This window comes from Emticicia sp. 21SJ11W-3, from assembly GCF_024138715.1.
Taxonomy (GTDB): Bacteria; Bacteroidota; Bacteroidia; order Cytophagales; family Spirosomataceae; genus Emticicia; species Emticicia fluvialis.
The window spans coordinates 1,491,674-1,518,446 of sequence record NZ_CP092074.1 but is presented as its reverse complement, the minus strand read 5'-3'; the positions used below and the strand labels follow the sequence as shown (position 1 = coordinate 1,518,446).

The window sequence follows — 26,773 nt, the reverse complement described above, 5'->3', positions numbered from 1 at the left end:
CAATATGATTTTTTTCAGCATAATATTGATTGGGTTCAACAATAATCACCAGGCATTATAGAAGTCTGCTATTAAGAATGCCAATAGCAGTAATATGCTTTGCAAATAACTCGGCGGCTTTAAACCAGCATTTATTTAATGGTGCCAGATAAACGTAAAGCCAAATATAGAACGCCTGCCACTTAAAAAAAACGTTTGTGGAAAATTATACATTAAAAAAAGTTAAAATCTTTATTAGCTTTAAAATTATGTATATCTTCGCACCATTATGAACTAAGCAATTAGTTATTTAAAACGGGAACTATCCTTTACTAAACAATTTATGAAAAAGCAATTACCTCTGCTGGCAGCTCTCCTGCTGGTTTGTAACCTCTTATTTGCCCAAAATCCGGCAAAATTCACTATCAAAGGCGTAGCGATTGACTCAGGAAATGCAGCAATGCCTTTTGCCACTGTTATGCTCTTGCAGCCCAAAGATTCTACGCTTGTCAATTTCGGACGAACCGATGAAAACGGTGCATTTGAATTTAAAAACGTAAAAAAGGCCAATTATGTTTTGAAAATCTCTTTTGTGGGATATATCCCCTTTCAGATTGATGTAAAGCCCGTAGAAGGCGCCGTTAATGACCTGGGTAACCTGAAACTTAAACCCATTGCCAAAGAACTGATGGAGGTGGTTGTAAGAACAGCCCGGGCACCCCTGAATATTAAAGGTGACACCATTGAGTACAATGCGGCCTCATTTAAGGTGCCGCCGGGGTCATCCGTTGAGGATCTGTTAAGGAAACTACCCGGAGTACAGATTGACCAGGACGGCAACATCAAAGCCCAGGGGCAGGATGTTAAAAAAGTAACTGTTGATGGCAAAAACTTTTTTGGTAATGACCCCAAAGCTGCCACCAAAAACCTTCCGGCAGATGCAATAACAAAAGTTCAGATTTTTAATGATAAATCTGAGCAGGCCAAAGCAACAGGCGTAGATGATGGAAAAAAAGAAAAGACTGTAAATCTGGAACTGAAAGAAGACTTCAAGAAAGGTGGGTTTGGTAAAATAATTGCCGGTGCAGGTACCAATGAACGTGCCGAGCTGAGAGGTAATTACAACCGATTTGATACCAAACAACAGTTTTCGGTACTGGGGCTTGGAAACAACGTTAACCAGACGGGTATATCAAGAGATGACTTTCAGGATTTCAGAGGAAGCCAGGCCAATAACTGGGGAGACGCCGCCGACTTCGGTTTCAATAGTGGTGTGTATTACTTCTATGACAACGACGCCGAAGAAAGTATCAGCATACCTGTTGGTGGTCGTAATTTCCAGGGCTTTTCAGAAAATTATGCCGGTGGTGCCAACTATAACTTTGACACCAAGAAAACCAAATTCAGCTCAAATTATTACTATAGCCAAACGCAGCAACTGGTATCTAAGAAATCTCAAAGAGAGAACTTCCTGCAAAATAATGTTTCTTTCAAAAGCCAGGAAAACAGCTATCAGAACCGTATCAGCAGAAACCACAGGGTTAGCATGAGATATGAGCAGAATATTGACTCACTGAATACTTTAATTCTGATAGGCAATGGCCGTATTGGAGACGGAACAACCAAATTTAACAGTAAACAAGAGTTTTTCAGAAATGGCACAACGAAATCAAATGAAACCAATATCAACAATTTCAACGATTTCAATTCAACAGCAATTTCGTTGATTGGTATTTATCGTCATAAGTTCAAGAAAAAGGGCAAGAACTTTGCGGCCAGCCTTACCTACAATTATAACATATCAGATGGCGAGGCTCGCCAGAGCTCGGTCAACGAATTATTTGGAGCACCAGAAGGCCTGATACCGGGAAATATCAACCAGCTTAATACCACCAATAGTCCTCGTAATTTAGTAAAGGCGAGTTTGCTTTATGTTGAGCCATTATCGAAAAAATTCTTCTCTGAGACCTTCTATAACTTCAGCCTGCGCCGTGATGCCGTTGACAGAAATGTACAAACCACAGACGGCATAAGAATTGACTCGCTGAGCAATTATTACAACAACGATTTTGTGTATAACAGGCTCGGAACAAGCTTAAGGTATAATCATAAAGGAGTAAACATTTCATTTGGTGTGGCTGCGCAACAGTTCCATTTTACAGGAAATTTTGCCCGCAGCAAAAATGCGAACAATTTCCAGAAAATCAACCGTGATGTTTTTGCCTGGATACCGGCCTCAACTATTAGCATTGACCTTAAAAACAACCGATATATATGGGCAGACTACGGCAAAGAGGTTTCTGAACCATCTATAACAGACCTGCAACCAATTGTTGACAACAGTAATACTCTTTACCTGCGCGTTGGTAACCCCGATTTATTACCGATGAGTTCACATCAGGGTTATATTGGTTATAACATGTTTAACCCTGCCAGCTTTACCAATATGTTTATTAATGTTAACTATAGTTACCGCATAAACCAGGTAATATATAACCAGACAGTAGACCCTGTAACATTGGTAACAACTGCCAAGCCAACCAATATTTCGGGCGGGCAAAATATTGGTTCTTATCTGGGCTTTGGATTCCCAATTAAAAAGACCAAAAGTAACCTTAATTTAAGCGGTGGTACCAACATCTCTAAAAACCTTGTTTACATTAACAATGTGCTTAATACTACCACCAATAACAACTATAACATAGGTTTCAGACTTGACCTGACACCAAGTGATAAATTCACCTTATATGCAAACGGTAATTTTGGTATTACCAATACCAAGTATTCAATTAATGATACCCAGAACCAGAAGATTTTTAACCATACGCTGGGTGGAGAAATGAATATTGCTTTGCCTGCTGGTGTTTATTTCAGTTCAAACCTTAACTATCGCATTTATAAAAACGACCGTTTTGGCTTCAACCAGCATATCCCGATTCTGTATGCCTCGTTTTATAAAATTGTTGGTAAGGCTAAAAAGGCTGAAATACGCGTATCTGGCTATGACCTGCTAAAGAAAAACATAGGTATTAACCAATATGCTTCTCAGAACTTCGTTTCTCAGGAACAAACCCAGACGTTGTCGAGGTACTTTATGCTAAGCTTTACTTATAATATGAGAGGTGTAAGCGCAAAGATGCGCCGCCAGGGTTGGTTCTAATTTAAACTAGTTAATTACTATTAAAAAATATACTTATGAAAGCTATTTTAAAATTCCGGTTCAGCTTAGTGTTTTTTGCGCTGTTAAGTCCGTTACTTGGCTTTTCTCAAAAAACTGAGGGTGTAGTTATATATGAACGCCAGGAATTCTGGTCGAAAATTATCGGACAGCTCACGTATCTTTCAAATGAAGAAAAAGACCGCGTGAAACAAACCTGGGGTAAGAACGATGATGGCTGGAAATCAAAAACCAAACTTGCCTTTAATGCCAATGAAAGTCTGTTAACCAATGTGGAGGAAGCCAGCGAATATGGGTGGTCTTCCAGAACAGAGGATTACTACATTTATCGCAATTTTGAGAAAGAAAAGAAAATTGAGTTGATAGAAATGATGGGTAAAACTTATGTTGTTGAAGATTCTTTAAAGGCACCTAACTGGAAAGTACTAAACCAGATAAAGGATGTAGCAGGTTATATCTGTATGAAAGCCGTTACCGAAGACACCGTTAAACACCAGAAAATAACTGCGTGGTTTACGGGAGATATCCCGATTTCGGCTGGCCCTGAAAGATATTATGGCCTGCCCGGCTTGATTATGGAACTGGAAATAAACGATGGTGACGTAATAATTACTGCCAGCTCTGTTCAGTTTAAGAAACTTACCGACGAACTGAAATTACCGAAGCTGAAAGGTAAAAAGATTAAAGATGTTGATTATGACCGCCTTATAGCCAATCATATTAAAGATAGTATAAAATCATACAGGAATCCGTACTGGGCAATAAAGTACTGACAAAGCATAAAAAAAGAGAGAAGCGGCCGCTTCTCTCTTTTTTTATGCCTGAATATTACAACATCCGCTTGATTATATCTTGCACCGAAACCCCTTCTGCCTCAGCCTTGAAGTTTCTTACTACCCGATGCCTTAAAACCGGAATCGCCACTGCTTTTACATCTTCAATATCAGGCGAATACTTGCCATTAATCAGCGCATTGCATTTGGCAGCCAGTATCAGGTTCTGAGATGCACGCGGGCCAGCGCCCCACTCGAGATATTTATTGGTATCGGCAATGGCCAGTTCAGAATTGGGGCGTGTTTTATGTACAAGGCCAACAGCGTATTCAACCACGTTGTCAGCCACTGGAACCCTGCGAACCAAATGCTGGAAATAAAGTATCTGTTCCCCGGTTAATATCTTCTTAACTGTCTTTTTTGTATCAGAAGTAGTACTCTTTACAATGTCTAGCTCTTGTTTATAAGATGGGTAGTCTAAATACACCATAAACATGAAGCGGTCCAGCTGAGCTTCAGGAAGCGGGTATGTCCCTTCTTGTTCAATTGGGTTTTGGGTGGCCAATACAAAAAACGGTCGGCCGATGCTGTGTTTATGTCCGGCAACTGTAACGGCGTATTCCTGCATGGCCTCTAATAGTGCAGACTGCGTTTTTGGAGGCGTACGGTTTATTTCATCTGCCAGAATAATATTGGCAAATACCGGCCCTTTAATAAATCTGAAATTGCGTTCGTTGTCCAGTGTTTCTGAACCTACAATGTCAGAAGGCATAAGGTCTGGCGTAAACTGAATCCTGTTAAAGTCTAAGTCAAGTGCAGAAGCAATTGTCTGAATCAACAATGTTTTTGCCAGACCCGGCACCCCCACCAGCAGGCAATGCCCCTGGCAAAAAATAGCAGTTAACAATAATCTTACTGTGTCATCCTGACCTACAATTATTTGTCCGATTTCGCTTCTTAAATCATTAAAAGAAGCTTTCAGGGCATCGGCTGCTTCAACATCTGAATTAAATTGAACTTTGCTCATTAATATAAGGTATGGATAAGAAAATCTTTTCTAGTTTCCGACTTTGGCCTGCCCGAATATATTACAGGATTCAAATTCCGGGTCGATTTTTATGTACACATCAGCGATTGCCTTTTTAAACCAAACATCTATTTCTTTGCTTCGCTTATCCATCAGGGCAAAATCTTTTATTTTTTCAAAATCATCCTTTAAACTGGCTATGTGCGGAGCATACTTGGCCTTATAATATATAATTCTTGAACCGGTTTTGCCATCTTCACTTCTATACGGCATAGGAGGTGTAATAGAGCCTACCTTCATGCTGTCGATGGTAAAATACAATGTTGGGTCCATTGATTGGTCTAATGCCAGTTTTGATGCACCTGTTTGCGGGTCAGAAATCATGCCACCGGCATCTTGCGTTTGCTTGTCTTCTGAAAACTCTTTGGCGGCCTTCTCGAATGTAATACTGTCGCGAACAATTTCTCTTCTCAGGCTATCCAGAAATCTGGTTGGCTCCGACAAGTCCAGACGGTTGTAATCAGGGCGTAATAAAATATGACGTGCATGGAACTCCTGACCGCGGATTTCAAGTGTCTGAATCAGGTGAAGGCCAAAGTCAGATTCAACCACATCAGACATTTCGTTGGGCTTCAGCTTCATGGCAACTGCCTCAAACTGCGGCACCATCTGCCCTCTTTTTGACCATCCCAAGTCACCACCATACTGGCGAGAACCGGGGTCTTCTGAATATTCTTTGGCAAGGTCTTCAAATTTTTCACCTGCCAATATCCTTCGTTTATAATCAAGCAGGCGTTCAGACAGCTCTCCTTTCTGAGCTTTAGTTACCTTGGCCAGTCGCACAATGTGCCCAATCTGCACCTCAGTCGGCACCTCCGGAATACTGTCTTTCGGAATCTGATTAAAGAATTTTTTTACCTCATTCGGGGTAACTTTCAGATTCTTGGTTATTTCGCCCTGCATTTTCTGCGCCGTAAGCTGCTCTCTTACCTGCGACCGTACCTCGTTTTTTAATGTTTCAAGTGATTTACCAAACTGGTCAACAATATTTTTTTCGTTACCATAAAGCTGAATCATTTGTTGCATACGGGCAGTAAGCTGGTCATCAACCATTTTATCATCAACCACAACTGAGTCAATCTCGGCTTTGGCAACCAACAATTTGTTTACAACCAGGCTTTCAAGCGCCTGGCATTTGGTAATAGGCTGTTGTTGCTGCGTTGAGCGGAGGTAGAGTTGTTCTACCTCAGAACGAAGTACAATATAGTTATCTACTTTGGCAATTATACGGTCAATATTAATAGGCTTGCTTTCCTGTGCAAGGGCCATAAAGGGAAGGCAAATGAATAAAACTAATTTCTTAAGCATAAAATTGGGAGTCTGTTATTTTCTATCGTTGCAGTACTATAACTTATTGTTTTCGGTTATCAATTACCTTTTCTAATTCTTCTTTATTTATCTTAACCGGATATCGCAGCTCCAGCTCCTTGTTTAGCTGGACCTCCAGTTGTTTCTGATAATCAGCCAAGACCTGTCCACGGGCCTCACGCAATGTTTTATACCTTGCCGGTTCAATCCTTTCTATATTCAGTTCTACAAAACTACCATTTTTAGTCATTGAACGGCTTCCCGGCTCCCATTTAAATCCATCAACAAAAATATTGTCACCCTTTTTAAAATACCCTTCTTCAATTGAAACAGCCTCGTTATCTTTTCTATTGAATCTTTTTTCTACATCTTTTTTAGAGTTGCTAAAGAAAATAAAGGTTACGCGCTGGTTTTTTGTCCAGTCAAAACGGTCGGCAGGTTTTGTTTTTACATAGTCGTTTTCAATTATTCTTTCTATTGGCAAACCGTTTGCTATGAGAAAGCTCTTTACCTTCTCAATTCTTTCTGCCGAGTTGCTATTGTTTTCGTTATGATCTGCGTAACCGCCTATTTCAACTATATACCCTTTGTTGGCTCGCATTATTTCCAGAAGGCTGGCCAGTATTTTTTTATGTTCGGCGGTTAGCTCACTGGCATACTTATCGTAATAAAGTGGGGTTCTCATGGTGCTGTTAAGCGGATACGGAACACCCTTAGCAAAAATTTCCTTTACCTGCTCAAGCGTTCTGGCGTCTTTGGCTACAACCAGACTACCCTGAATACGCTCTGGCATTCTGTATTTTTCTTTGTTCTTCTCATAAAACGCACGTTGACCCAGCGTATCGGCAACAGATTTTTCAAAAACAAGGTCATTCAACAACTGCACCTTCAAGAAACCCGCGCTGTATTCCTGCATCATCGATTTGAAATCAGGATTAACCTCTTCCAGATGCAATTGTGCATACTCTTTTACATTTTTATCAACAAACTTTTTATAAAAGCTTCGCATCCAGATTTCGGGAGTATAGCCAGATGGCACTCTTTCAACCAATTGCCTCTCCATTACATAATCAAAAAATGCTTTGGCTTTTATTTCGTTATTATTAATAGTAAAAATGGTACTTGCCGTAAGCGGGCTGCTCAACGAGTACCCCCAACGGCGCTTAAAGAGGTTGGTATCTGCTGTGGCAATGGCACCTTTAACGGTTTCATCATTTTCAGCAAAGTGCATATCTCGTTTCAATCTGCTCAGTGCATTATCTCTTACCAGATCTCCTCTTGAATCTGTAACGACCTTTTCTTTCAATTTAGGCAGTAATTCTTCGTAAGACTCTAGCGGTAATTTTCTTGCCAGCCTGATAATATGCCAGCCTGCTGAAGTTCGTACAGGCTTTGAAATCTCACCTTCTTTTAGTGCAAAAGCGGCTTCTTCAAACGCCGTTTCTTCTCTGGTACCAACACCAAAAACCGGCAGTAAACCACCATTATTTCTGGTCCGGTAATCGTCAGAATGTTTTTCGCAAAGCGCCTCAAAAACAGTTCCCTGCTTTAAAGCCGCATACAATGAGTCTATCTCTGTTTTGGCTCTCAAAGCTACTGAGTCTGCTGCGTTGGGTGGCACTACTTTTAAAATATGCTGTACCAGAACTTTTCCGCTGTTTGGTCTGCGCTCGCGTACTTTTACCAGATGATACCCGGCTTTGGTTCTTACCGGCATTGATATTTGGCCTACCGGTATAGTAAAGGCGGCTTTTTCAAGCGGATACACAAGTTGCAATGCAGTAAACCAGCCCAGGTCGCCTCCTTTGATACTTGTCTTTTTATCGTCAGAAAACTGGTTGGCCAATACCTCAAAACTTTCTCCTTCCACGGCTCTACGGCGTATATCAACCAAACGGCTATATACCGCAGCAGTATCAGCCGGGCTTGCAAACTCCGGAAGTTGTAACATTATATGCCCCCCTCTCACTTCCTGTAGCAGCCAGTCATAGGTTTCTTTCAATAAAGCCTTAATTGTTACGCTATCTGTCAGGTAAGCATCTGCCAGAATATTGTGGTAGGTCTGCAACTCTTCATTAAACTCTTTAGACTTGTCGTAGCCTCTTCTCTGCGCCTCTAACATTATACGCTGGTCCTGAATAACCTGTTCTAATGCCTTTTCAACAGTAACCGAGTCTGAAACTACCAGTTTTTCAACTTCCCTTTTTACTTCAGAAACACGAACTTCCTGATTACCAACCGTTAGCCCCACTGGTTCTGAGTTAACCTGAACTACAGGAACCCCCTGCTCCGGCACCGACTGGCTTTTGGTAACCGACTTGCTGTTTGATGTCTTATCTGTATCAGTTGGTGCCTTTTTCAGAATCTGGCACGAAAACTGGGAAGATATCAATAATGTATATGTAAGTATCCTATAAAATGGCTTCATAAATTGCACTTGTCAATCATCAAAGCAACACGAAAAATACATGCTACTGCTTTACAATAACTAAACTCTGAGCGTTTAAAAATTATTGTGATGAATACTAACTTTGTTTAGGTTTGCCACCTCTTAAAAAAGTCGCATAAAACTATATAACTTAAAGAAATCAAAAATAACGGAAAAATCTGCTTTTTACGAAGTTTAACCGATTATTTCTTCCACAACAGACTCTCCAGACGATAAATCCCCGCTTGTCCACTGCCATTTTTCATGTAGCCTGATACGCCCGTCGGGCAGTAATTCTGGTGTAGATATGCATTTGCCGGTCATTAGCTCGCCTGCTGTATTCAAATGCTCGTACCTCATGTCTAAAACACTGTTTTGCAGCATCTTAGCAATAATAAATCCTTTTACAACTGCGCCACCCGCATACTCAGCCCATACCACATCTGCTTCCTGACTATAGTGGAAAAGGGTTTCATCGCCAACATCGCCATTGGCAGCATTGCGCACAGCACGGAAAGTTTTTTTATGAAGATTTAACATTTAAACGATAGGCTCTTGTTGAGATAAACAATGAAAACTACCCAACCCCCAGATAATCTCTGTGGCATCTATGCCTGTTATCTTTCTGTCCGGGAAGCAGGATTGTATAATATCCAGTGCTACATCGTCTTTATTGCATCTGTAAGTTGGCACAATAACAGAACCGTTTGTAATCAGGAAATTAGCATAAGAAGCCGGTAAACGTATGCCGCTGTCATATACAGCATTTGGCATTGGTAACTCTTTAATATTTAAAGACTTTCCGTTCAGCAATGTCATTTTGCCGAGGTCTTCCAGATTCTGCTTTAACGGATGGTAATTATCATCTGTTTTATCATGTTCTACTACCGTCAGCACCGAGTCTTCATTATAAAAGCGTGTGGTGTCATCAATGTGTCCGTCTGTATCATCTCCTACTATTCCATCAGTTACCCATAAAATCTGTTCAACTCCGTAGTAATCCTGCAGATATTGTTCAATCTGTTGTTGATTCAGATGGGGATTCCGATTGGGATTCAATAAACAGGATTTACTGGTAAGAACGGTTCCTTTGCCATTAAATTCAACAGACCCACCTTCCATAATAATACCCGGCTCTACATAAGGCAAACGCAGATACTCAGCGATTCTAACCGGTATGCGGTCGTCATCGTCATAGGGTGGATACTTTCCGCCCCAGGCATTATAGCCCCATTCTACTATCATCCGCTCTTTTGTGTTGGGGTTGATCAGGAAAGCCGGGCCGTGATCCCGGCACCAGGAATCGTTTGATGGATGCACAGGAATCTCAACCTGCAAGGGGTCTATCTCGTATTGCTCAAGTAATTTCGTTATTAGTGATTTTTGCTCTTCATTAGTGGCATTGATGCATACTTTCTCACTTTCAGCAATTGCTTTAATGAAAGCCATGTATGAGGGATAAATTCTTTCCAAACGCTCGCCGTAATCCCAGGAATCAGAACTCTGCGGGAAACTCAACCATGTTGCGCGATGCGGATGCCATTCAGCTGGAAAGAAAAAACCTTTTTGTTTAGGAGTAATAAGCACTATTTTCTCAGTTTTAATTGATGATTAGAAACAGAAAATTTTAAATGAGCGCAAAGTTAAGGCTATTATTTATAAAAAAGAACCCAAACACCAGTGTTGTTAGGTGTTTGGGTTATTAATTCAGGTAATTTGCCTATTAGAAGAAGTTAATCATTTATACAATTAAGATTCTGATACATATTAGAATTCTGAATCAAAAGGCTTTTCTAATCAAGCCTGCGTGGCATCGAGGAAATAGCCATTCATAGTTGCAAAACTTACCAGCTTATAATTCTTACCTGAAAGGTATTTGTAAATTTCGTTCTCATGAATATCAGATAAATCAGTATTATGAATCTCAACCACTATTAGCTTAGGGCGATAAACAGCCAAATCAATTGATTTAATCACATTGAAATCGTTACCCTCTACATCGACGGTCATCAAATCAATTTTCTGCCCTTTGGGTAAGTGCGCATCTAAAACCGATGTCAGGGTTTGAGTTGTCAGTTTTCTCTCGCTCCTGTAATTAAACTTTTGCTTCCATTCTCTCATCATCCCCTCATCCATTGTATTGACTTCACTCTCTTTAAATTCATAGAATGTTACTTCCTTTTCCTGGTCCGATACCGCAGCCATAATCGGAATATCATTTTTACGCTTTCTTTTCCACTTGGCAATTAGGGCAGGGTTTGCATCAATAGCTATGCCATGCCAGCCTTTTAGATATAGCTGAAAAGTATTAGAAATCTTATATGGATGATGACAACCCACATCTAAATAAAAGCCATTCTTTACGTCTTTTAATATCCATTGAATCAGGATTTCTTCACCTGTTTGCGAGAAAATCACTTTACCGAATTTGAAAATGTATCTTCTTACAAAAAACAATATACTCAGCCTAATAGCATCAAAAAGTGGCAATAATTTAAAGATAGCGCTATACATTTGGCTTCGGTGTATGTTCTTAATTTTTTATACAATATTGTAATATCAAAAAAATATTCCTTAAACTTAATTGTACCAATGGGCTTTTGAAGTAAATCTTTAATGCCTGCATACCCAATGCTTTGTTGCTTGTACATACTTTTATCCATCTGTGAGATAAAATATATGCTAAGGAAGTCGCATCAAACCTACCGGATATTTTATTTTGTGCCTTAATGCCTTGAAGCCACACCGATGCTTTCCGGAGGTATTCAATGCTTTCGGCTTTTTTAAATGCAATAGAATAGTGCAAATCTATTTCTTCCTGCGTGGCATTAATTCCCAATTCGCTTAGCTGATGGCGATGATTCATTTTTATACCTTTCTCAGACCGTTCCTGCTGCGTAGAACTTGTATTAGTAGCATGAATTCGGTAGTCTACCAGTATTTTGGGCAGAATAGCAACAGCATGGCTTGCGGCTATACGAACCCAGAGCTCGTAATCTTCTGCCGGCGGATACTCAGGTCTGTAATGTACCTCTGGCAGATATTCTCTTCTCAACATCATGCCAGATTGAACGAAATAGTTTACAAACAAAAGTAAGGTGCCCAGGTGCTTGTCCGGAATGTACGATTTAATGAAATCACCAGTGGCATGTCCATCTGAATCAATCAGCCTTGCCCAACCTGAAACCATCGCATGGCCTGGATTTGCCTCTAAGAAATCAACTTCATCCTGTAACCTTGTAGGATAAGCAATGTCATCGGCATCCAGCCAGGCAATATACTTGCTTTTGGCTTCACTGAGCAGGCGATTCCTGGAAAACGCCAGTCCCTGATTAGATTCGTTCTCAATGTACCTGATACGGTTATCTTGTATTGAAAGAACAACATCTTTACTGTTATCAGTAGACGAATCGTTCAATATAATCAGTTCAAAGTCTTTCAGCGTTTGATTTAAAATACTGTTAATGGCTTCTTTTACATACTTTTCTGCATTAAAAACAGGCATTAACACCGAAACAACCGCCATAGCTGTGGTTTTTTGTTTACTATTCAATAAGTCTGCAATCAGTTATTTTTTTGATTTGTCTGGTGAAACATTTGTTCTGAACTCCATTACCAGACCACCAACAACCAACAGTACGAATATTATTGATGAAAATAAATCTATTTTTGTACCTATAACCACTGATTTCGGCTGGAATTTAAACTCAATTTTATGTTTTCCGGCTGGTACAACCATTGCACGCAAAACATAGTTAGCTCTGAAATGAGGCGTCTCCACTCCGTCAACATAAGATTTCCAGTCTTCGTTACCTCTGTAATAAACCTCAGAGAAAACCGCCACCTGATTACTTGGTGAGTTTGACTCATAGCTTAGTGCATTTGGCTTATAGTCTGTTAACCTTATAGTTGCCGTTGTATCTTGTTTTAGTGATTGGCCATTCAGGTAGCTATTGTATCGCTGATCTACAAAAGCTACAGTTTTAGGATTAAAATTAGCCACCGATTTCAATTCTTCGTCAGCATTTTTCACAACCTTTATTTCGTTCACAAACCATGCGTTGCCCAGTGCATCCGGATTCCTCTGTGCTACTGGCTCACCGTTCTGGCCTGAAGTTATAAAATACTTCGTATTCAGCATATTAAATACAGGCAGGTTGAGTCTGCCATCTTTTATCATGGCATTTTCGTATAGTTCCTGCATTCTTTTCAGTTTAGCGCCGTGATACCCACCTACCGACTTGTGGAAATATGAAATCTGGGCATCAGACCAGAAGCCCTGGTCGGTGTGCAGGTCAAGTACTCTGAAATCAGGGTCTTTATCCTGCAAAATCTGTTCGTCGGCAGGCGAAGGGGTGTAAGATTGTGTTATGATTGCCGATTTCGGTTTGAAATCTTCGTTGTTAACATATCGTTTATCTACCAGTATCAAATCAAGAGCACCCAGCACGCCTATTACAATAACAAAAACATTGGCTTTTATTTTTTGCGTGGTAAACGCCCAGATTAATCCGGCTGCGGCGGCCAATAAAAACAATGAGCGGAAAATATCACTTAAAACTACCGATTGACGGTCGGCAATGATTGCTGAAAGATAAGAATTGGCAAAGTCCTGACCGTTAGCCTGCGCCATGCTCTTCACCATTCCGTCATCAGTCGGCGAATGGAAATCAATAAGCGAATAACCAATAATTATAAATACCGCTATACTACCCAACGAATAAATTAATGGCTTTTTGATATCTTTAAATGAAAGGTTGTTATCAACAATTTGCTTGATACCTAACATTGAACCAGCCACCAGACACAGGTGCAGCAAGGTAAGAATCATCTTGCTGTCTCTGAACTTGTTGAAATACGGAAAGTACTCAAACATAAAGAAGTTAAAACCGGTAAAATATGCTCCCCAGGCAATAAACAAATAAATAACAGAGGTGCCTAGCAGCACATACTTTAGACCGTCTTTAACTATAAACATAGCCAGAATAAAGAAAAACAAAACAATAATGCCCGAATAGTTTGCCCCTGAAGTGTAACCTTGCGGCCCAAAATACAACGGAAGGCTTGAACTAAAGTTTTGCGCAGTTGCAGGGTCAACGCCTTTACCTACCATCATTTTGTAAGTTTCAGAGCTGGTGCCAAGGTTACCGTTAGATGAACCCCCAACAAAGTTAGGCGCCAGTAAAGTAAGGGTTTCGGTTTTGCTGAAAGCATAGTTGGTGCCAAAGGCGTAGTCTCTGTCGAGCCCGTCTGAAGACCCGTTTACATTTCCTAATGTGAGCTCTGACCTGCCACGTGTGGTTTCTTTTGAATAAACCAGGGTATTCCAGATATACATACCTCTGGTGCCAACACCAATGGTAAGGGCAATTAATATGATACCGTAGGCTTTTAATAAACCAGAAAAATTGCCTTTTTTAACATGAAGGAAGGTTTCAAAAATAGTATAAAAGCCAAGTAAGAAAAACAGGTAATAGGTTATTTGCGGATGGTTGGCATAAATCTCTAAGCCCATAAATAATGTGGTAATAGCTACCCCCAGCCAATACCTGCCTCTGAAAACCGCAATAAACCCGGCCAGAACCCCGGGTGCAAATGCAACAGCTATATTTTTTGAGATATGACCTGCCTCCAGAAAAAGCATATTATAAGAACCAAACGCATAGGCCACCGCGCCAAAAAAGCTAAGCCATCGGTTTACGTTCAGTACACGCATTAAAACATAAAAGCCTATCATTAAGGCAATGAAAATATTGGCCGGAACCGGAAAAACATCCAGCAAAGTGGCGCCTATCCAACTCGACCAGCTGTTCGGATACCCCCCTACTATCATATAGCTGGGCATACCACCAAACATAGAGTTGGTCCACCAGCCCCAGTCACCTGTTTGTTTATGAAAATCGTTTAGTTCTTTTGCAGCAGCTGAGGCCATCTGGATATCGTGCAGGCCAAGTCTTTTTCCTTGCAAAAGCGGAGAAGCATACAAAAAACTTATCACAACAAAGCCAACAATTGCAAGAATAGTAGGGATGAATTTTTTAAACATCTTGTATTGGAATATGATGAAAATTAAATCTTCAATGGTGGTTTTCATTGCAAAGAACGCAAAGAAAAATCAAACTAGGTAAGAATAACACCAAATTTCTTTCCGAAATTTGCAAATACTTTGATTAAAATTAAGACAAAATGTTTCTGTTTAATATCACATTTAATGTTGAATCCGGCATTCATCAGCAGTGGCTGAAATGGATGAAAACCCATTTCGCTCCGGCCGTAATGCAAACCAATTTACCAACCCACCTGACCATCCTGAAACTGCTTACAGAAATTGATAATGGTGGCAGCACCTTTTCTTTTCAGTTTCATTTTAATACGATGGAAGACTTCCTGAATTTTGACCTGAACCACAAAGAGTTGCTTCTTGAACGCCATAATATTTTTTTCAGGGGTAAAACCGTTCAATTCAGCACTTTGCTTGAAGAAATTGAAACAGTTACACCCTGATTATTGCCCGAAAAGCCTTGAGAATTTACCCGGCACTTCGGTCTCGAACCGCAGGTTTTCTTTTGTTACGGGGTGCTTAAAAGCCAGTACCCAGGCGTGCAGCCCCAGCCTGTTAATGGGGTTAGTGGTGGCGCCATATTTGGCATCGCCCACTATGGGGTGTTTCATATCCTGGGCGTGCACACGAATCTGGTTCTTGCGCCCTGTTTCCAGATTAAACTTTACTAAAGAATACCTGCTGTTTCGTTGCAGCACTTCGTAATGTGTAACGGCCTTTTGCCCTGCCGCAGGGTTGTTGGTTGAATAGACTATCAGCGCTTTGCTTTCAACCAGATAAGATTCAATGGTGCCGGCGTCTTTCTCAATTGCTCCTTCGGCTACAGCCAGATAAGTACGCTCTTCAATATTATTGTTCCAGTCTTCCTGTAAAAGTTTCTGCACTTTTTCGCTTTTGGCAAATATCATCAGCCCAGATGTCTCGCGGTCTAGCCTGTGCACAACAAATATTCTGTTAGCCGTATTCTGCTTTTTTACGTAGGCGCTCAGGGTGCTGTAAGCGGTGTTGTCTTTTTGTTTTTCTGTGGCAATAGATAGCACGCCCTCCTGCTTGGCTATCACTATGAGATACTGGTCTTCAAAAACTATGGTTAAGCCTTTCAGCCGTTGTTCTTCCGGCGGCTTTTTCCACTTTACCTCCACTATCTGCCCAGCCTTTAATGGATGGTTAAACTGAGTTATGGCTTTGCCCTCAACATATATATGTTTGTCTCTCAGCAATACCTTTACATCATTCCGGCTTTTATTGATGCTTCTGAGCAAAAAAACCAAAAGTTCAGTATCTTCATTTACTGTAAATCTGGTATCTGAGAGATTGTCAGTCCGTTTTTGTTGTCCGTTTCCTTTCTTGAAATTACCTCGCATAATCATTACTTATTCAAACATTCAGTAAGGCAAAGGTAGATATTATTCAACGGTTTGCCGACAGACCCCACAAATTATTGGGTTATTAACAATTATCTGTTCCTAAAAACTTAACAAACCATCAGCAAGCAATTTTTTCATTTTATATTTGTGCAGTAATCAAACCTCCGAAATAGTGAAACTCTGGCAGAAAGAAAGCAGCAGCAATAGTTCTGATAATAAAGTAATTGAAAATTTTACAGTAGGCAACGACCGCGAAATGGACTTGTATCTGGCCGGTTTTGATGTACTTGGGTCTATGGCTCATGGCATTATGCTGGAAACCATTGGTTTGCTGAACACCGAAGAGCTGGCTAATTTGCTGGACGAGTGCCGTAAAATCTACAAAAAAATTGAAGAGCATCAGTTTCAGATAGAAGATAGCATTGAGGATGTGCATTCTCAGGTTGAATGGCTTTTGACACAGGCTTTGGGCGATATCGGCAAAAAGATTCATAGTGGCCGCTCAAGAAACGACCAGGTATTGGTAGACCTGAAATTGTATATGCGCCATCAGGTACGTACGGTGGTTCAGAAAATAGAGGTAGTGTTTCAGAAACTGATTGAGCAAAGCGAATTAAACAAACACCACTTACTGCCCGGCTACACGCATTTGCAAATTGCTATGCCTTCGTCTTTCGGGCTATGGTTTGGCGCCTATGCCGAAAGTCTGGTAGATGACGTTCAGGTGCTTCAGGGTGCCTATAAGGTAATTAATAAAAACCCGTTGGGTTCAGGGGCTGGCTATGGAAGTTCTTTTCCGCTAGACCGTACTCTTACTACTCAGCTGCTGGGTTTTAGCGACCTCAATTATAATGTAGTTTATGCACAGATGACCCGCGGTAAAACAGAATATGTTACGCTGTCGGCACTAACATCGCTTGCCACTACGCTTTCAAGAATGGCTATGGATGTTTGTTTGTATAACTCGCAGAACTTCGGATTTGTAACCCTGCCTGATGCATTTACAACCGGCAGCAGCATTATGCCCCATAAAAAGAACCCCGATGTAGCAGAACTGCTAAGAGCCAAAACTAACCGCCTGAAAGGCTTACCTACCGAACTGGCGTTTGTTACCAGCAACCTGCCTAGTGGGTATCATCGCGACATGCAGATTCTTAAAGAGATTTTGATGCCGGCTTTTGACCAGGTTACCGAATGCCTGGATATTGCAGCCATGATGCTGACAAATATTGAGGTAAAGCCTGATTTACTGGCCGATAAAAAATATGACCCGATTTTCTCGGTTGAAAGAGTGAATGAGCTGGTTATGCAAGGTCTGCCGTTCAGAGATGCTTATCTTAAGGTTAAAGATGAAGTATTTGGTGGTACTTATGAAGCTGCCCGCGAGCTGAACCATACATTGGAGGGCAGCATTGGCAACCTTTGCAATGAAGATATTGTGAGAATGATGGATGAAGTTATTAAAAGCTTTGAGTTCGAGAAAATTGACACAGCACTTGATAAATTATTAAATTGGAAAGTCTGATAAACGCTTATCAGAGGCGCCTGCCAGACATAAATATAACTTCGTTCAATCAACCCGTGTATTTATTTGCTTACAAACAGTAGATTAACCAAAGTACTGATATCATAAACCAAGGAGGAGTAATCCGGAACCGGAATTACTCCTCCTGGTTTTTCAGCTGGTTTACTTTTTATCGCAAACCGCTACTGCAATTTTAGAATCTGCCGTGCCGTAGTACAGAAACCACCTGTCTTTAAAATTAACAAGCCCTTCTACAAAAACCACATTATTTACCTGCCCTGTTAGCTCATAAGGTTTATCAGGCTCAAAGAAAAACTTTTCTGAGCGGTCGATAATCTTGGTCGGGTCGTTTTTATCCAATAACACTTGCCCTGCTCTATACGCATTTTTGGTATTGGTTGCCTTATTCTGAAACCCCTTGTTAGCGCTGTTATAAATCAGCAATATGCCTTTATCTGTTATAAAAGCCGGAGGCCCCGACTCAACCAGCCAGCTATCAAAGTTATCGTCGCGCGGTTTTACAATTGGCTTAGGTTTTCCGGTTTCATCTTCCAGTATCTTCCAGTCGGTCAGGTTATCAGAAGAGGCCAAAAACAAATTGGTATCGCCAAAATACATCCAGTATTTACCGTTTATTTTTTTTGCCACAAATTTGTCTTTCACTTTTTCTGTAATGATGGCACCAGATTTCGACCACAGGTTTTCATACCTGGCATCTTTAAAAGCCAGCCCTTCTTTTTTCCAGTTTTGTAAGTCTGGCGATGACGCCACACAAAGCCTGGCTGTTTTTCCATCGTAGGCAGTATAAGTAAGAATGTACTTCCCGTCTTCAGTTTCTACCAGCCTTGGGTCTTCGCACCCTCCCGGATACTCATATTTTTTCATAAAGTCTTCTGCCGGATAAAACACAGGCTTGGGTTGGCGCTTAAAATGAATACCATCGTCACTGATGGCCAGACCGAGCCGGGAGGTGCCGTCAACAACTTTCAGGGTGTCTTCTGCCCTGTACAACAAATACACCTTGCCGTCTCGAACCACGGCCGATGGATTATAGACATCTTTGGCTTCCCAGTTAATGTTCCTTTTCAGAATGGGGTCATCAAAAGTAGTTGTATCGTTGGGTAATAAAACCGGGTTTTCGGCATCCTGCTTTACAAATGGTGTTAATTGCCAGTCTTGCTCAGTTTTGTTTTTGCAGGCTACTGCAAACAGGGCCAGAATAAGGAGATATTTTTTCATAGATTTGCATTTTCAGTTTTTTACATTAGGTTTCATTTCAAATATATACATTCTATCTAAAACAAAATGATACGTTTACTCTTTCTTTTTATATTGGGCAGTGTGCCTGCATTGGCTCAGGAAAAACTACTGATAGTTGGCGGCGGTAAACGCACCACCGATGTTATGGCTAAATTTATTGACCGCAGCGGTGGCGAAACCGGAGAAATTCTGGTAATAACCTGGGCTGGTGGTGAACCCGAAGAAAGCTACAAGGCTTTTGCAAAAGATGTGGAGGGTTTGTCGAAAATAAAAGTAGAGAAAGCGCCTTTTGCTCCGCTTACTGCCGGAAGTAAAGCCATCTTACTGGGTCAGTTGAAATCGGCAAAGGGTATATTTTTTACAGGCGGCGACCAGAACAGAATCATGGATGTTCTGCAAGACGAAGAACTTTTTAATGCCATGCACGCCTATTATAAAAAGGGGGTAATTTTTGGTGGAACCAGTGCCGGAACAGCCATTATGACCCCAATTATGATTACAGGCGAGGGCGACTTTAAGGTAATTGACGGCACAAAAGTTGAAGTAAAAAAAGGTTTAGGTTTGCTGCCTGACGTAATTGTAGACCAACATTTTATAAAACGCCAGAGACAAAACCGCCTCATAGGTCTGATTTTTAAAAACCCCGAACAACTAGGCGTAGGTATTGATGAAAACACAGCCTTGTATATTGAAAACAATAGCACGGCCGAAGTATTGGGCGAAAGCCAGGTTATGATTTTTGAAGCCTTGAAAAAACGGAACGAGATGAAATTCTTGATACTGGAAAAAGGAGAAAAATATGACCTACAAAAAAGAAAACGTATAAAGTAGGTTGATGGGCTGATTTATTTCACCGCACAAAACACATTTTTCTTACCTTTGCAGCAAAAATCAATTATCTAATGAGTACCGACCGTTATATGCAGCGCGGTGTTTCTGCCGCTAAAGAAGATGTTCATAAGGCTATTGAAAAGCTTGACAAGGGTTTATTCCCAAAGGCATTCTGTAAAATTTCTCCGGATACGCTGGGAGCAGACCCCGCCTATTGTAACATTATGCATGCCGACGGCGCAGGTACCAAAACCTCTCTTGCTTATTTATACTGGAAAGAAACAGGCGACTTATCGGTATGGAGAGGTATTGCGCAAGACTCTATTGTTATGAACACCGACGACCTGCTTTGTGTAGGGTCTGTAGGGCCAATGTTAATTTCATCGAGCATTGATAGAAATAAAAATAAAATTCCGGGTGAAGTAATTGCTGAAATAATAAACGGAACCGAAGAATGCCTGGAAATGCTCCGCAGCCACGGTATTGAAATTTACAGCACAGGTGGTGAAACTGCCGACGTAGGAGACCTGGTAAGAACCATTGCCGTTAACAGTACGCTGATAGCCCGCATGAAACGCGAAGACGTGATATCGAACGATAGAATTGCAGCCGGCGATGTAATAGTTGGTTTAGCGTCTTTCGGACAGGCCACTTATGAGAAACAATATAACGGTGGCATGGGTAGTAACGGGCTTACCTCTGCCAGACATGATGTGCTGAGTAAAATATATGCCGAGAAATATCCTGAAAGTTTTGATGGAGATATTGATTTCTCGCTGGTTTACAGTGGCGAAAAATCGCTTACTGATGCTACTGCCACAGAATCATTTAATTCAACTCAGGATAAAGAAACATTAGACGCGCTGCCTGATGTAGGCAAGCTGATTCTATCTCCTACCCGTACCTATGCGCCGGTTGCTAAAGTTTTTCTGGATGAGCTTCGTCCTTACATACACGGCATGGTGCATTGCAGCGGTGGCGCGCAAACCAAAGTACTTCATTTTATTGACCAGTTACATGTAATTAAAGATAATCTCTTCCCTATTCCTCCTTTATTTAAACTGATACACGAGCAAAGTGGCACCAGCTGGCAGGAAATGTACAAAGTCTTTAACATGGGGCATCGTCTGGAAGTATACCTGCCTGAACAATATGCACAACGAATTATAGAAATTGCCCAATCATTCAATATTGATGCACAGATAATTGGCCGGGTAGAAGCTTTTGATACCAAACGGGTAACAATCAAGAGTGAGTATGGGGAGTTTGTTTATTGAGAAGAGAAATAGTCGTGGTTTAGTTTTTACTTTGCTTCAATATATATTTTTCTGGCAATGTCGCTTGTGCCATCGGTGGCATTATTCTGAAATGTTATTATACCTATTTTTTCGATTGGGTCAAATAAAAGATAGGTAGTAATACCTGGGTCACCCCCTGTGTGCCCCCATAATGATATAGTCTTTTCAGCCGTTTTAAACTCAGACTTCTCCCAGCATAAGCCTCTATGATTATTTCCTTCAATTTGTAAGGTAAGCATTTTGGTCACGGTGGCCTCGTTTAGAATTTTCACACCATTGAGTGTCCCACCATTTATCATAGCTCTTAGAAAATAAGACAATTCTCTTACACTGGTTCTGACAAGTCCGTCCGGATAATTAGGGAAGCTATACAGGCAATGCGCAGCAAAACTATTTATTTCAAATGTAGATTGGGGTGCAAACAATTTTTTATCCTTCAGCAGGTCATTTCTATTCTCTTTGGTTACAAAAGCATAAGGAGTGATATGCTTATCCGTATTTACTTCACTTAAAAACCATCCGGTTTTGTTCATTCCTAATGGTTTAAAAATGAAATTTCTGCAATAGATATTAAAGGGTTGCTTGGAAACCTTTTCTACAATAAGGCCTAAAAGCCCAAAACCTACATTCGAATATCTTTCTTTCTCTCCAGGAGCGAAAGCATGAAAATTACTTCCATTACCAAAATATTTACCGCTTTTATTGAGGTTGTCAAATATCCAATCATAAAGTGTAACGGTTGGGTCTCCGCAGGCATAACTATGATGATATGCTTCTCCATCAATTATAGATGAGGTGTGCGTTAATAACTGAAAAACAGTTATGGGTTTATCAGGGAATGCGGGATTTCTGATAGCAAAATCTAAGTAATCATTTACATCTGCGTACAGGTCTATTTTGCCTTTTTCCCACAGTTGCATAATTGCCGTGGCAGTAAAGGTTTTTGAAATGGAACCTATGTTCATTATTCCATCTATACTTATCGGGATTTTCTTCTCAATAGAGGCTAGTCCGAAAGCCTTTGTCCAGACAATCCTATCGTTTTGCACCTTGCAGGCTGCAAAACCGGGAATTTGTTTTGCAGCCATAAAATTACGGATTGAGCTATCTAAATGGCTTCCTTGAGAGAAGCCATTCGATTGACCCAAAAAACATATGATTACGCACAGCCTTATGCAGTGTATTGTAAAGGAAGAAAGTCGGAGATTCATATTGAATATTTAGATTAAAAAAAACTAGCTGAATTGAGTCATTATTAAAGTTTAACTATTTCAACAGCACCGTTTTTCCCCTTGTCGCCGTATTTCTGTATGGACTCTTTAATGCTTAATGATTTTACAGAATATTGGTTATCTGAGAGCATTATATCTTTATCCAATTGGGCTTCCTGCCCATCAATCAGTAAATAGTATACTTCTCCTAAAAAAGACACCGTACCGGTTGCATTAAAGTTGTCTTTTTCAAACTTTGCTCTCATATTAATCCCCTTCATGTAAACATAATGGTTCTTTGACGACCAGACTATCTTTGATGCATTGAAAGTCCCCTCTCCTTCTTTTCTATTTAATACAAACCCATCTTTTTTTGCCTGAAACTGAACGTCGGGTAATTTGAAACGTGAACTTAAATTAGCCGTCAGATTCTTTGAAGAATCGAATCCCATACTGGCACCTGCCATCAGCAAGGCTCCTACTGTGCTTAGTCTTTTCATTTCTGTATTGTTTATATTGTTTTCATCAGTTATGATGGCATTATCAGAAATGGTTGCACTTGTAGTGTCAGAATTTTTAGTATTACTTATATTCTGGTCGTCAATAGTAATAGGTTCATAATTGTCAGGTTGGGTTACTACGTATTGCGTCAACTTAACAGGTATGGTGTTCGAGCTTATTTCTTTCTGAATCTCCAAATCAGGCTCTTGCCTTGAGAAAACTACGATTAATGTCAGACTAACCGCCACACCACCGATAACGGCTCCGGAACTGATGAAACTGCTTGAAACAACAGAAGAAGGGTTAAACGTAGGTATTGATAAATAATCCGCATCAATTTTTAATAACCTATCAGGCTTTATCTCAAAATTGCGGAATGCCTTTCGGTAAATACCGTCAATATTCCATAGTAAAAGAGGTATGAATAAAGGAAGAACAGCCCGTTTCTTGTTCTCTTTCTCCAGTAATAAAGCTCTGATTTTCTTTCTTGCTCTGGCAAGGTGAGATTTAGATGTGCCTTCGCTTATACCTAACTCCTGCGCTATTTCGGCATGACTGAATTTATCAATCACGTAAAGATTAAATACCAATTTGTGGTATTCAGGCAATTGGCTAATGGCTGCCATTAGTTCTTCGTGCGTAAAATCTGCGGCCAATGTTTCTTCTTCTGTAGCCAGCATTTCACTTTCATATTGCAGCCACTCACTATGTGCTTCCTTTTGCTTCTGGTCTCTCAGATATTTCAAAGCCTCATTGACTACTATCTTTCTGAGCCAGGCATCAAAATGTCCTCTGCCCTCAAAACCCGAAACTTTGTCAATGGCATTCAGAAAGGCATCATGCGCAAGGTCTTCTGCCACCTGTTTGTCTCGCACATACCTATAGCAAATACCCAACATTTTGCCGATGTTTTGTTTATAAGCCGTTTCCCAGAAATTCTGCATCAATTTGGTCATGTCATGAGTTTCTTTTTGCAATGATGCACAAAGCTTAAAAGGTGGCAGTTTGATAGTATATTTTTTTTACGGCTAGAACTGAATAATCAGTCTTACCAGAAATATTCTAAACAGCCCCATACAAAAACGGCTAAGAAGATTGTCTCCTTAGCCGTTTGTTTTTTGACATCTCTTAGTGGTTAGAGATTCATTTTCTTTAGCTCATTTACAGCAAAGTCTGCTGCTCTTGCCGTTAATGCCATGTATGTGAGTGATGGGTTAACACAAGAGGCCGAAACCATGGCAGCACCATCAGTTACAAAAACATTGGGAGCACCCCAAACCTGGTTGTGAGCGTTCAAAACAGATGTTTTCTTGTCTCTTCCCATACGGGCAGTTCCCATTTCGTGGATACCGATACCCGGGTTCGGCGTCAGGTTATTATAAGCATTGATGTTTTTCAAACCTGCTGCCTCCAACATTTCTGCGGCTTCGTTCATCATATCGATACGCATTTTCAAGGCGTTTTCTCCCCATGCGGCGTCAAACTCAACAATTGGCAAGCCCCATTTGTCTTTTTTGTCAGAAAGGGTAAAACGGTTGCTTTCATCAGGCAGGGTTTCACCAAAGCCCCCGATGCCGAAAGTCCATGCTCCTGGAGTCGTTAAAGACTCTTTAAATTCTGCGCCAAAGCCATCTTTATAATTACCTCTTCCCCAGCCTTCGCGGCTGGCTCCGCCCTGATAACCAAAACCACGTACATAGTCTCTTTTCTTGTCGCTACCCCAGTTAACAAAACGCGGAATATACACACCATTGGCTCTTCTTCCATAATAATACATATCTTCCATACCCTCAAATGTACCCGAGGCCCCTACACTCAGGTGGTGGTCCATGATGTTTCTGCCCAACTGGTCAGACTCATTACCTAATCCGTTAGGATGTGTTTTAGATTTCGACTGCATCAATATCCAGGCCGAGTTAATAGCAGAAGCATTAAGGAATATGATTTTAGAGAAGAAATCCATCTGCTCATTCGTATTCTGGTCAATGGTTTTAACACCTACTGCTTTACCTTTCTCATCATCAAAAATTACCTGATACACAATTTTATCAGCCATCAACGTAAGGTTACCCGTTTTGTTTGCAGCAGGCAAAGTAGAAGATTGCGTACTGAAATAAGCACCATACGGGCAGCCACGCATACAGGCATTGCGGTATTGACAAGAAGCCCGCCCTAATTCGGTCTGAATCTGTGTTGGCGCAGTTAAGTGAGCCGTGCGGCCAATGGTTACGTGGCGGCCATTAAATTTCTTCTGAATGGTACCTCTGACTTCTTTTTCTACGCAGTTCATTTCCATGCCCGGCTGGAAATTCCCATCCGGTAACACATCAAGCCCTTCTTTGTAACCACTCACACCAATAAACGACTCAACGTAGCTATACCATGGCGCCAGGTCTTTATATCTGATCGGCCAGTCTACCCCGTGTCCGTCTTCCAGGTTAGCGGTAAAGTCTCTTTCGTTCCAACGGTAACTCTGCCGACCCCACATCAATGAGCGTCCACCAACATGGTAGCCGCGAATCCAATCAAAGCCACGTTTTTCCAGATACGGATTTTGCTTATCGTTTTCAAAATGATGGCGGTGTTCTTCATTGGCCGTATAACCGGTACGCACACTAGCCCAGTATTCTTCACGAGCCATGTTGTCAACTTTACCTCTATGTGGGAAATCCCATGGGTTTTTAGTAGCTGTTACATAACCAGTAACGTGTTTAATATCTCTTCCGCGCTCCAGCATCAATACTTTCAGCCCTTTCTCGCACAATTCTTTGGCTGCCCAACCACCAGATATACCCGAACCCACAACTATGGCGTCGTAGGTCATTTGTTCTTTTGATTTTCCTTGAATATTCATTTTCGTTACGGTTGAAATCTTTTCAGTTTTAAATTATAAAGCCCATACTTTCTGACCCGGCGTCATCTTCACACAACCATCATACCTGCCCGGTACTTCTACATAAGCCAGGGCATTTTTTGCCCCTGCTTCAGAAGTAAAATAACCCAGAAGTGTCAATTCTTTCATTAGTTTAAAGAACGGCACCGGAGGTGTCTCCTTCTTCGATTTATCGTTCGTCTTTGGGTCTTTAGGGTCTTTTACCAAACCAGTTTCATTATCTACTATTTTCTTTGATTGTTCCTGTTGTTTCAGCTCATCATTGGCCATTTGCTCAAACTTCTTCAAAAGCACCGTTTGTTGTTCAGGAGTACTCTCAAGAAATTTCTTTCCGTTGTCTTTTACCGAGGCCGCTTCCAGGTCGTCCAGCCCTTTGGTAAAATGCGCCTGCTGTGCCGGAGTATAGCAATCTTTAAGCATCAATTCAATAAATGGCCCCACGCCAGCATCTTTGGCACCAGGGGTAGAAGTTTTCGGAATTATTATTTCCGCAATTTCAGATACAAGATTTTTGTAATCGGTGGAAAAAGAAAAACCTGAGGTAGCTGCTTCGGTTGCTGTATTAGACTTACAACCTTCCAGCATAGCAATCATTGTAGGGGCAGACAAAGCACCTCCCATCAGGAAGGCCACTCTTTGCATGGCATCTCTTCTATTCAATGTCGTAGTGATATTTAAAGGTTTGTCGATTATTTAGACCCTGAAATTACGGAAGAAAAAATTGTTTCATCAAATTTGGTTTCATGAAAATTGGATTAAAAACTATAAAAACATGAAAATAATTGTGTAAAGGTTAATGTCTGTTGAAATGCCGGTTTTTAATTCAAGATTGAATAAACAATTCGTCCGGCTTCCTTAACTATAAAATCAAGTATCAATTATAACGCCTTAGTAAGATTCTGAAAAGAGCTAAACACAAAAATAAAACAGATTTGGTTCAATATCAGGGTCACCTTCATACTCATTTTAATAACTGCGATTTTGCTGTGCGGCGTCTGAACGAACTCAATTGTAAGAGGCGCTCAATAGTCTATTCAATTGGTCTGTTTAATATAATAATTAAATAACGGTGT

20 protein-coding genes are annotated in these 26,773 nt (G+C 40.8%); 6 read left to right on the top strand and 14 right to left on the bottom strand.

What is annotated here, in order from left to right; translation table 11 throughout:
* Positions 1-322 precede the first annotated feature (322 nt).
* Together MB380_RS06415 and MB380_RS06410 are read left to right on the top strand one after the other, a co-directional pair.
* Complete coding sequence (locus MB380_RS06415) at positions 323-3,139, top strand: TonB-dependent receptor (RefSeq protein ID WP_253533964.1); 2,817 nt, start codon at positions 323-325, stop codon at positions 3,137-3,139.
* Between the two features lie 35 nt (positions 3,140-3,174).
* Entirely contained in the window at positions 3,175-3,930 is a 756-nt protein-coding gene (locus MB380_RS06410; protein ID WP_253533963.1) for a GLPGLI family protein, read from the top strand.
* Between the two features lie 55 nt (positions 3,931-3,985).
* On the opposite strand, the gene MB380_RS06405 is transcribed toward MB380_RS06410, so the two are convergent.
* The 8 genes from MB380_RS06405 to MB380_RS06370 form a co-directional block, all read right to left on the bottom strand.
* Entirely contained in the window at positions 3,986-4,957 is a 972-nt protein-coding gene (locus tag MB380_RS06405; protein ID WP_253533962.1) for a MoxR family ATPase, read from the bottom strand.
* A gap of 30 nt (positions 4,958-4,987) precedes the next feature.
* A complete protein-coding gene (locus MB380_RS06400; protein WP_253533961.1) occupies positions 4,988-6,325 on the bottom strand; it encodes a peptidylprolyl isomerase in 1,338 nt (445 codons plus the stop codon).
* Between the two features lie 43 nt (positions 6,326-6,368).
* Entirely contained in the window at positions 6,369-8,753 is a 2,385-nt protein-coding gene (locus tag MB380_RS06395; RefSeq protein ID WP_253533960.1) for a peptidylprolyl isomerase, read from the bottom strand.
* Positions 8,754-8,948: 195 nt separating this feature from the next.
* Entirely contained in the window at positions 8,949-9,293 is a 345-nt protein-coding gene (locus tag MB380_RS06390; protein WP_253533959.1) for a n-acetylglutamate synthase, read from the bottom strand.
* Positions 9,294-10,334 carry an agmatine/peptidylarginine deiminase gene (locus MB380_RS06385; RefSeq protein WP_409014709.1) on the bottom strand — a complete coding sequence of 347 codons (1,041 nt, stop codon included), beginning with the start codon at positions 10,332-10,334 and terminating at the stop codon, positions 9,294-9,296. It lies immediately after the preceding gene.
* A gap of 216 nt (positions 10,335-10,550) precedes the next feature.
* Positions 10,551-11,267, bottom strand: a complete 717-nt coding sequence (locus MB380_RS06380) for an FkbM family methyltransferase (protein WP_253533957.1) — start codon at positions 11,265-11,267, stop codon at positions 10,551-10,553.
* Between the two features lie 19 nt (positions 11,268-11,286).
* Positions 11,287-12,279, bottom strand: coding sequence for a glycosyltransferase (locus MB380_RS06375; RefSeq protein WP_253533956.1), 993 nt, complete (start codon positions 12,277-12,279; stop codon positions 11,287-11,289).
* Between the two features lie 42 nt (positions 12,280-12,321).
* Entirely contained in the window at positions 12,322-14,847 is a 2,526-nt protein-coding gene (locus tag MB380_RS06370; RefSeq protein ID WP_253533955.1) for a YfhO family protein, read from the bottom strand.
* A gap of 92 nt (positions 14,848-14,939) precedes the next feature.
* Between MB380_RS06370 and MB380_RS06365 the strand changes: the two genes are divergently transcribed.
* Positions 14,940-15,257, top strand: a complete 318-nt coding sequence (locus MB380_RS06365; RefSeq protein ID WP_253533954.1) for a DUF4286 family protein — start codon at positions 14,940-14,942, stop codon at positions 15,255-15,257.
* Here the strand turns inward: MB380_RS06365 and MB380_RS06360 are convergent, their stop codons facing one another.
* Positions 15,258-16,178 carry an RluA family pseudouridine synthase gene (locus MB380_RS06360; RefSeq protein ID WP_253533953.1) on the bottom strand — a complete coding sequence of 307 codons (921 nt, stop codon included), beginning with the start codon at positions 16,176-16,178 and terminating at the stop codon, positions 15,258-15,260.
* Positions 16,179-16,353: 175 nt separating this feature from the next.
* Here MB380_RS06360 and argH point away from each other — a divergent pair, with 175 nt between their 5' ends.
* Positions 16,354-17,706 (top strand): argininosuccinate lyase, encoded by a 1,353-nt coding sequence (argH, locus tag MB380_RS06355; protein ID WP_253533952.1) that lies wholly within the window; start codon positions 16,354-16,356, stop codon positions 17,704-17,706.
* A gap of 162 nt (positions 17,707-17,868) precedes the next feature.
* Here the strand turns inward: argH and MB380_RS06350 are convergent, their stop codons facing one another.
* On the bottom strand, positions 17,869-18,945 hold the full coding sequence (locus MB380_RS06350; protein WP_253533951.1) for a glycoside hydrolase family 130 protein: 1,077 nt from the start codon (positions 18,943-18,945) through the stop codon (positions 17,869-17,871).
* 66 nt (positions 18,946-19,011) lie between these two features.
* Between MB380_RS06350 and MB380_RS06345 the strand changes: the two genes are divergently transcribed.
* A complete protein-coding gene (locus MB380_RS06345; protein ID WP_253533950.1) occupies positions 19,012-19,797 on the top strand; it encodes a cyanophycinase in 786 nt (261 codons plus the stop codon).
* A gap of 71 nt (positions 19,798-19,868) precedes the next feature.
* Positions 19,869-21,074, top strand: coding sequence for an AIR synthase related protein (locus MB380_RS06340; protein ID WP_253533949.1), 1,206 nt, complete (start codon positions 19,869-19,871; stop codon positions 21,072-21,074).
* Between the two features lie 26 nt (positions 21,075-21,100).
* On the opposite strand, the gene MB380_RS06335 is transcribed toward MB380_RS06340, so the two are convergent.
* From MB380_RS06335 to MB380_RS06320, 4 genes are all read right to left on the bottom strand, one after another.
* Positions 21,101-22,183: a serine hydrolase gene (locus tag MB380_RS06335; protein WP_253533948.1), complete on the bottom strand. Its 1,083-nt coding sequence runs from the start codon at positions 22,181-22,183 to the stop codon at positions 21,101-21,103.
* A 167-nt stretch (positions 22,184-22,350) separates the two neighbouring features.
* On the bottom strand, positions 22,351-23,784 hold the full coding sequence (locus MB380_RS06330; protein ID WP_253533947.1) for an RNA polymerase sigma factor: 1,434 nt from the start codon (positions 23,782-23,784) through the stop codon (positions 22,351-22,353).
* A 158-nt stretch (positions 23,785-23,942) separates the two neighbouring features.
* A complete protein-coding gene (locus MB380_RS06325) occupies positions 23,943-25,661 on the bottom strand; it encodes a GMC oxidoreductase (RefSeq protein WP_253533946.1) in 1,719 nt (572 codons plus the stop codon).
* Positions 25,662-25,694: 33 nt separating this feature from the next.
* A complete protein-coding gene (locus MB380_RS06320; protein WP_253533945.1) occupies positions 25,695-26,360 on the bottom strand; it encodes a gluconate 2-dehydrogenase subunit 3 family protein in 666 nt (221 codons plus the stop codon).
* Between the last annotated feature and the right edge of the window lie 413 nt (positions 26,361-26,773).

Coding starts and splice junctions, on each gene's coding strand:
- MB380_RS06380 (WP_253533957.1), bottom strand. CDS start 11,267: ATGTATAGCGCTATCTTTAAATTATTGCCACTTTTTGATGCTATTAGG.
- MB380_RS06405 (WP_253533962.1), bottom strand. CDS start 4,957: ATGAGCAAAGTTCAATTTAATTCAGATGTTGAAGCAGCCGATGCCCTG.
- MB380_RS06345 (WP_253533950.1), top strand. CDS start 19,012: ATGATACGTTTACTCTTTCTTTTTATATTGGGCAGTGTGCCTGCATTG.
- MB380_RS06375 (WP_253533956.1), bottom strand. CDS start 12,279: ATGGCGGTTGTTTCGGTGTTAATGCCTGTTTTTAATGCAGAAAAGTAT.
- MB380_RS06410 (WP_253533963.1), top strand. CDS start 3,175: ATGAAAGCTATTTTAAAATTCCGGTTCAGCTTAGTGTTTTTTGCGCTG.
- MB380_RS06335 (WP_253533948.1), bottom strand. CDS start 22,183: ATGGCTGCAAAACAAATTCCCGGTTTTGCAGCCTGCAAGGTGCAAAAC.
- MB380_RS06325 (WP_253533946.1), bottom strand. CDS start 25,661: ATGAATATTCAAGGAAAATCAAAAGAACAAATGACCTACGACGCCATA.
- MB380_RS06365 (WP_253533954.1), top strand. CDS start 14,940: ATGTTTCTGTTTAATATCACATTTAATGTTGAATCCGGCATTCATCAG.
- MB380_RS06415 (WP_253533964.1), top strand. CDS start 323: ATGAAAAAGCAATTACCTCTGCTGGCAGCTCTCCTGCTGGTTTGTAAC.
- MB380_RS06340 (WP_253533949.1), top strand. CDS start 19,869: ATGAGTACCGACCGTTATATGCAGCGCGGTGTTTCTGCCGCTAAAGAA.
- MB380_RS06390 (WP_253533959.1), bottom strand. CDS start 9,293: ATGTTAAATCTTCATAAAAAAACTTTCCGTGCTGTGCGCAATGCTGCC.
- MB380_RS06370 (WP_253533955.1), bottom strand. CDS start 14,847: ATGAAAACCACCATTGAAGATTTAATTTTCATCATATTCCAATACAAG.
- MB380_RS06400 (WP_253533961.1), bottom strand. CDS start 6,325: ATGCTTAAGAAATTAGTTTTATTCATTTGCCTTCCCTTTATGGCCCTT.
- MB380_RS06360 (WP_253533953.1), bottom strand. CDS start 16,178: ATGCGAGGTAATTTCAAGAAAGGAAACGGACAACAAAAACGGACTGAC.
- MB380_RS06395 (WP_253533960.1), bottom strand. CDS start 8,753: ATGAAGCCATTTTATAGGATACTTACATATACATTATTGATATCTTCC.
- MB380_RS06350 (WP_253533951.1), bottom strand. CDS start 18,945: ATGAAAAAATATCTCCTTATTCTGGCCCTGTTTGCAGTAGCCTGCAAA.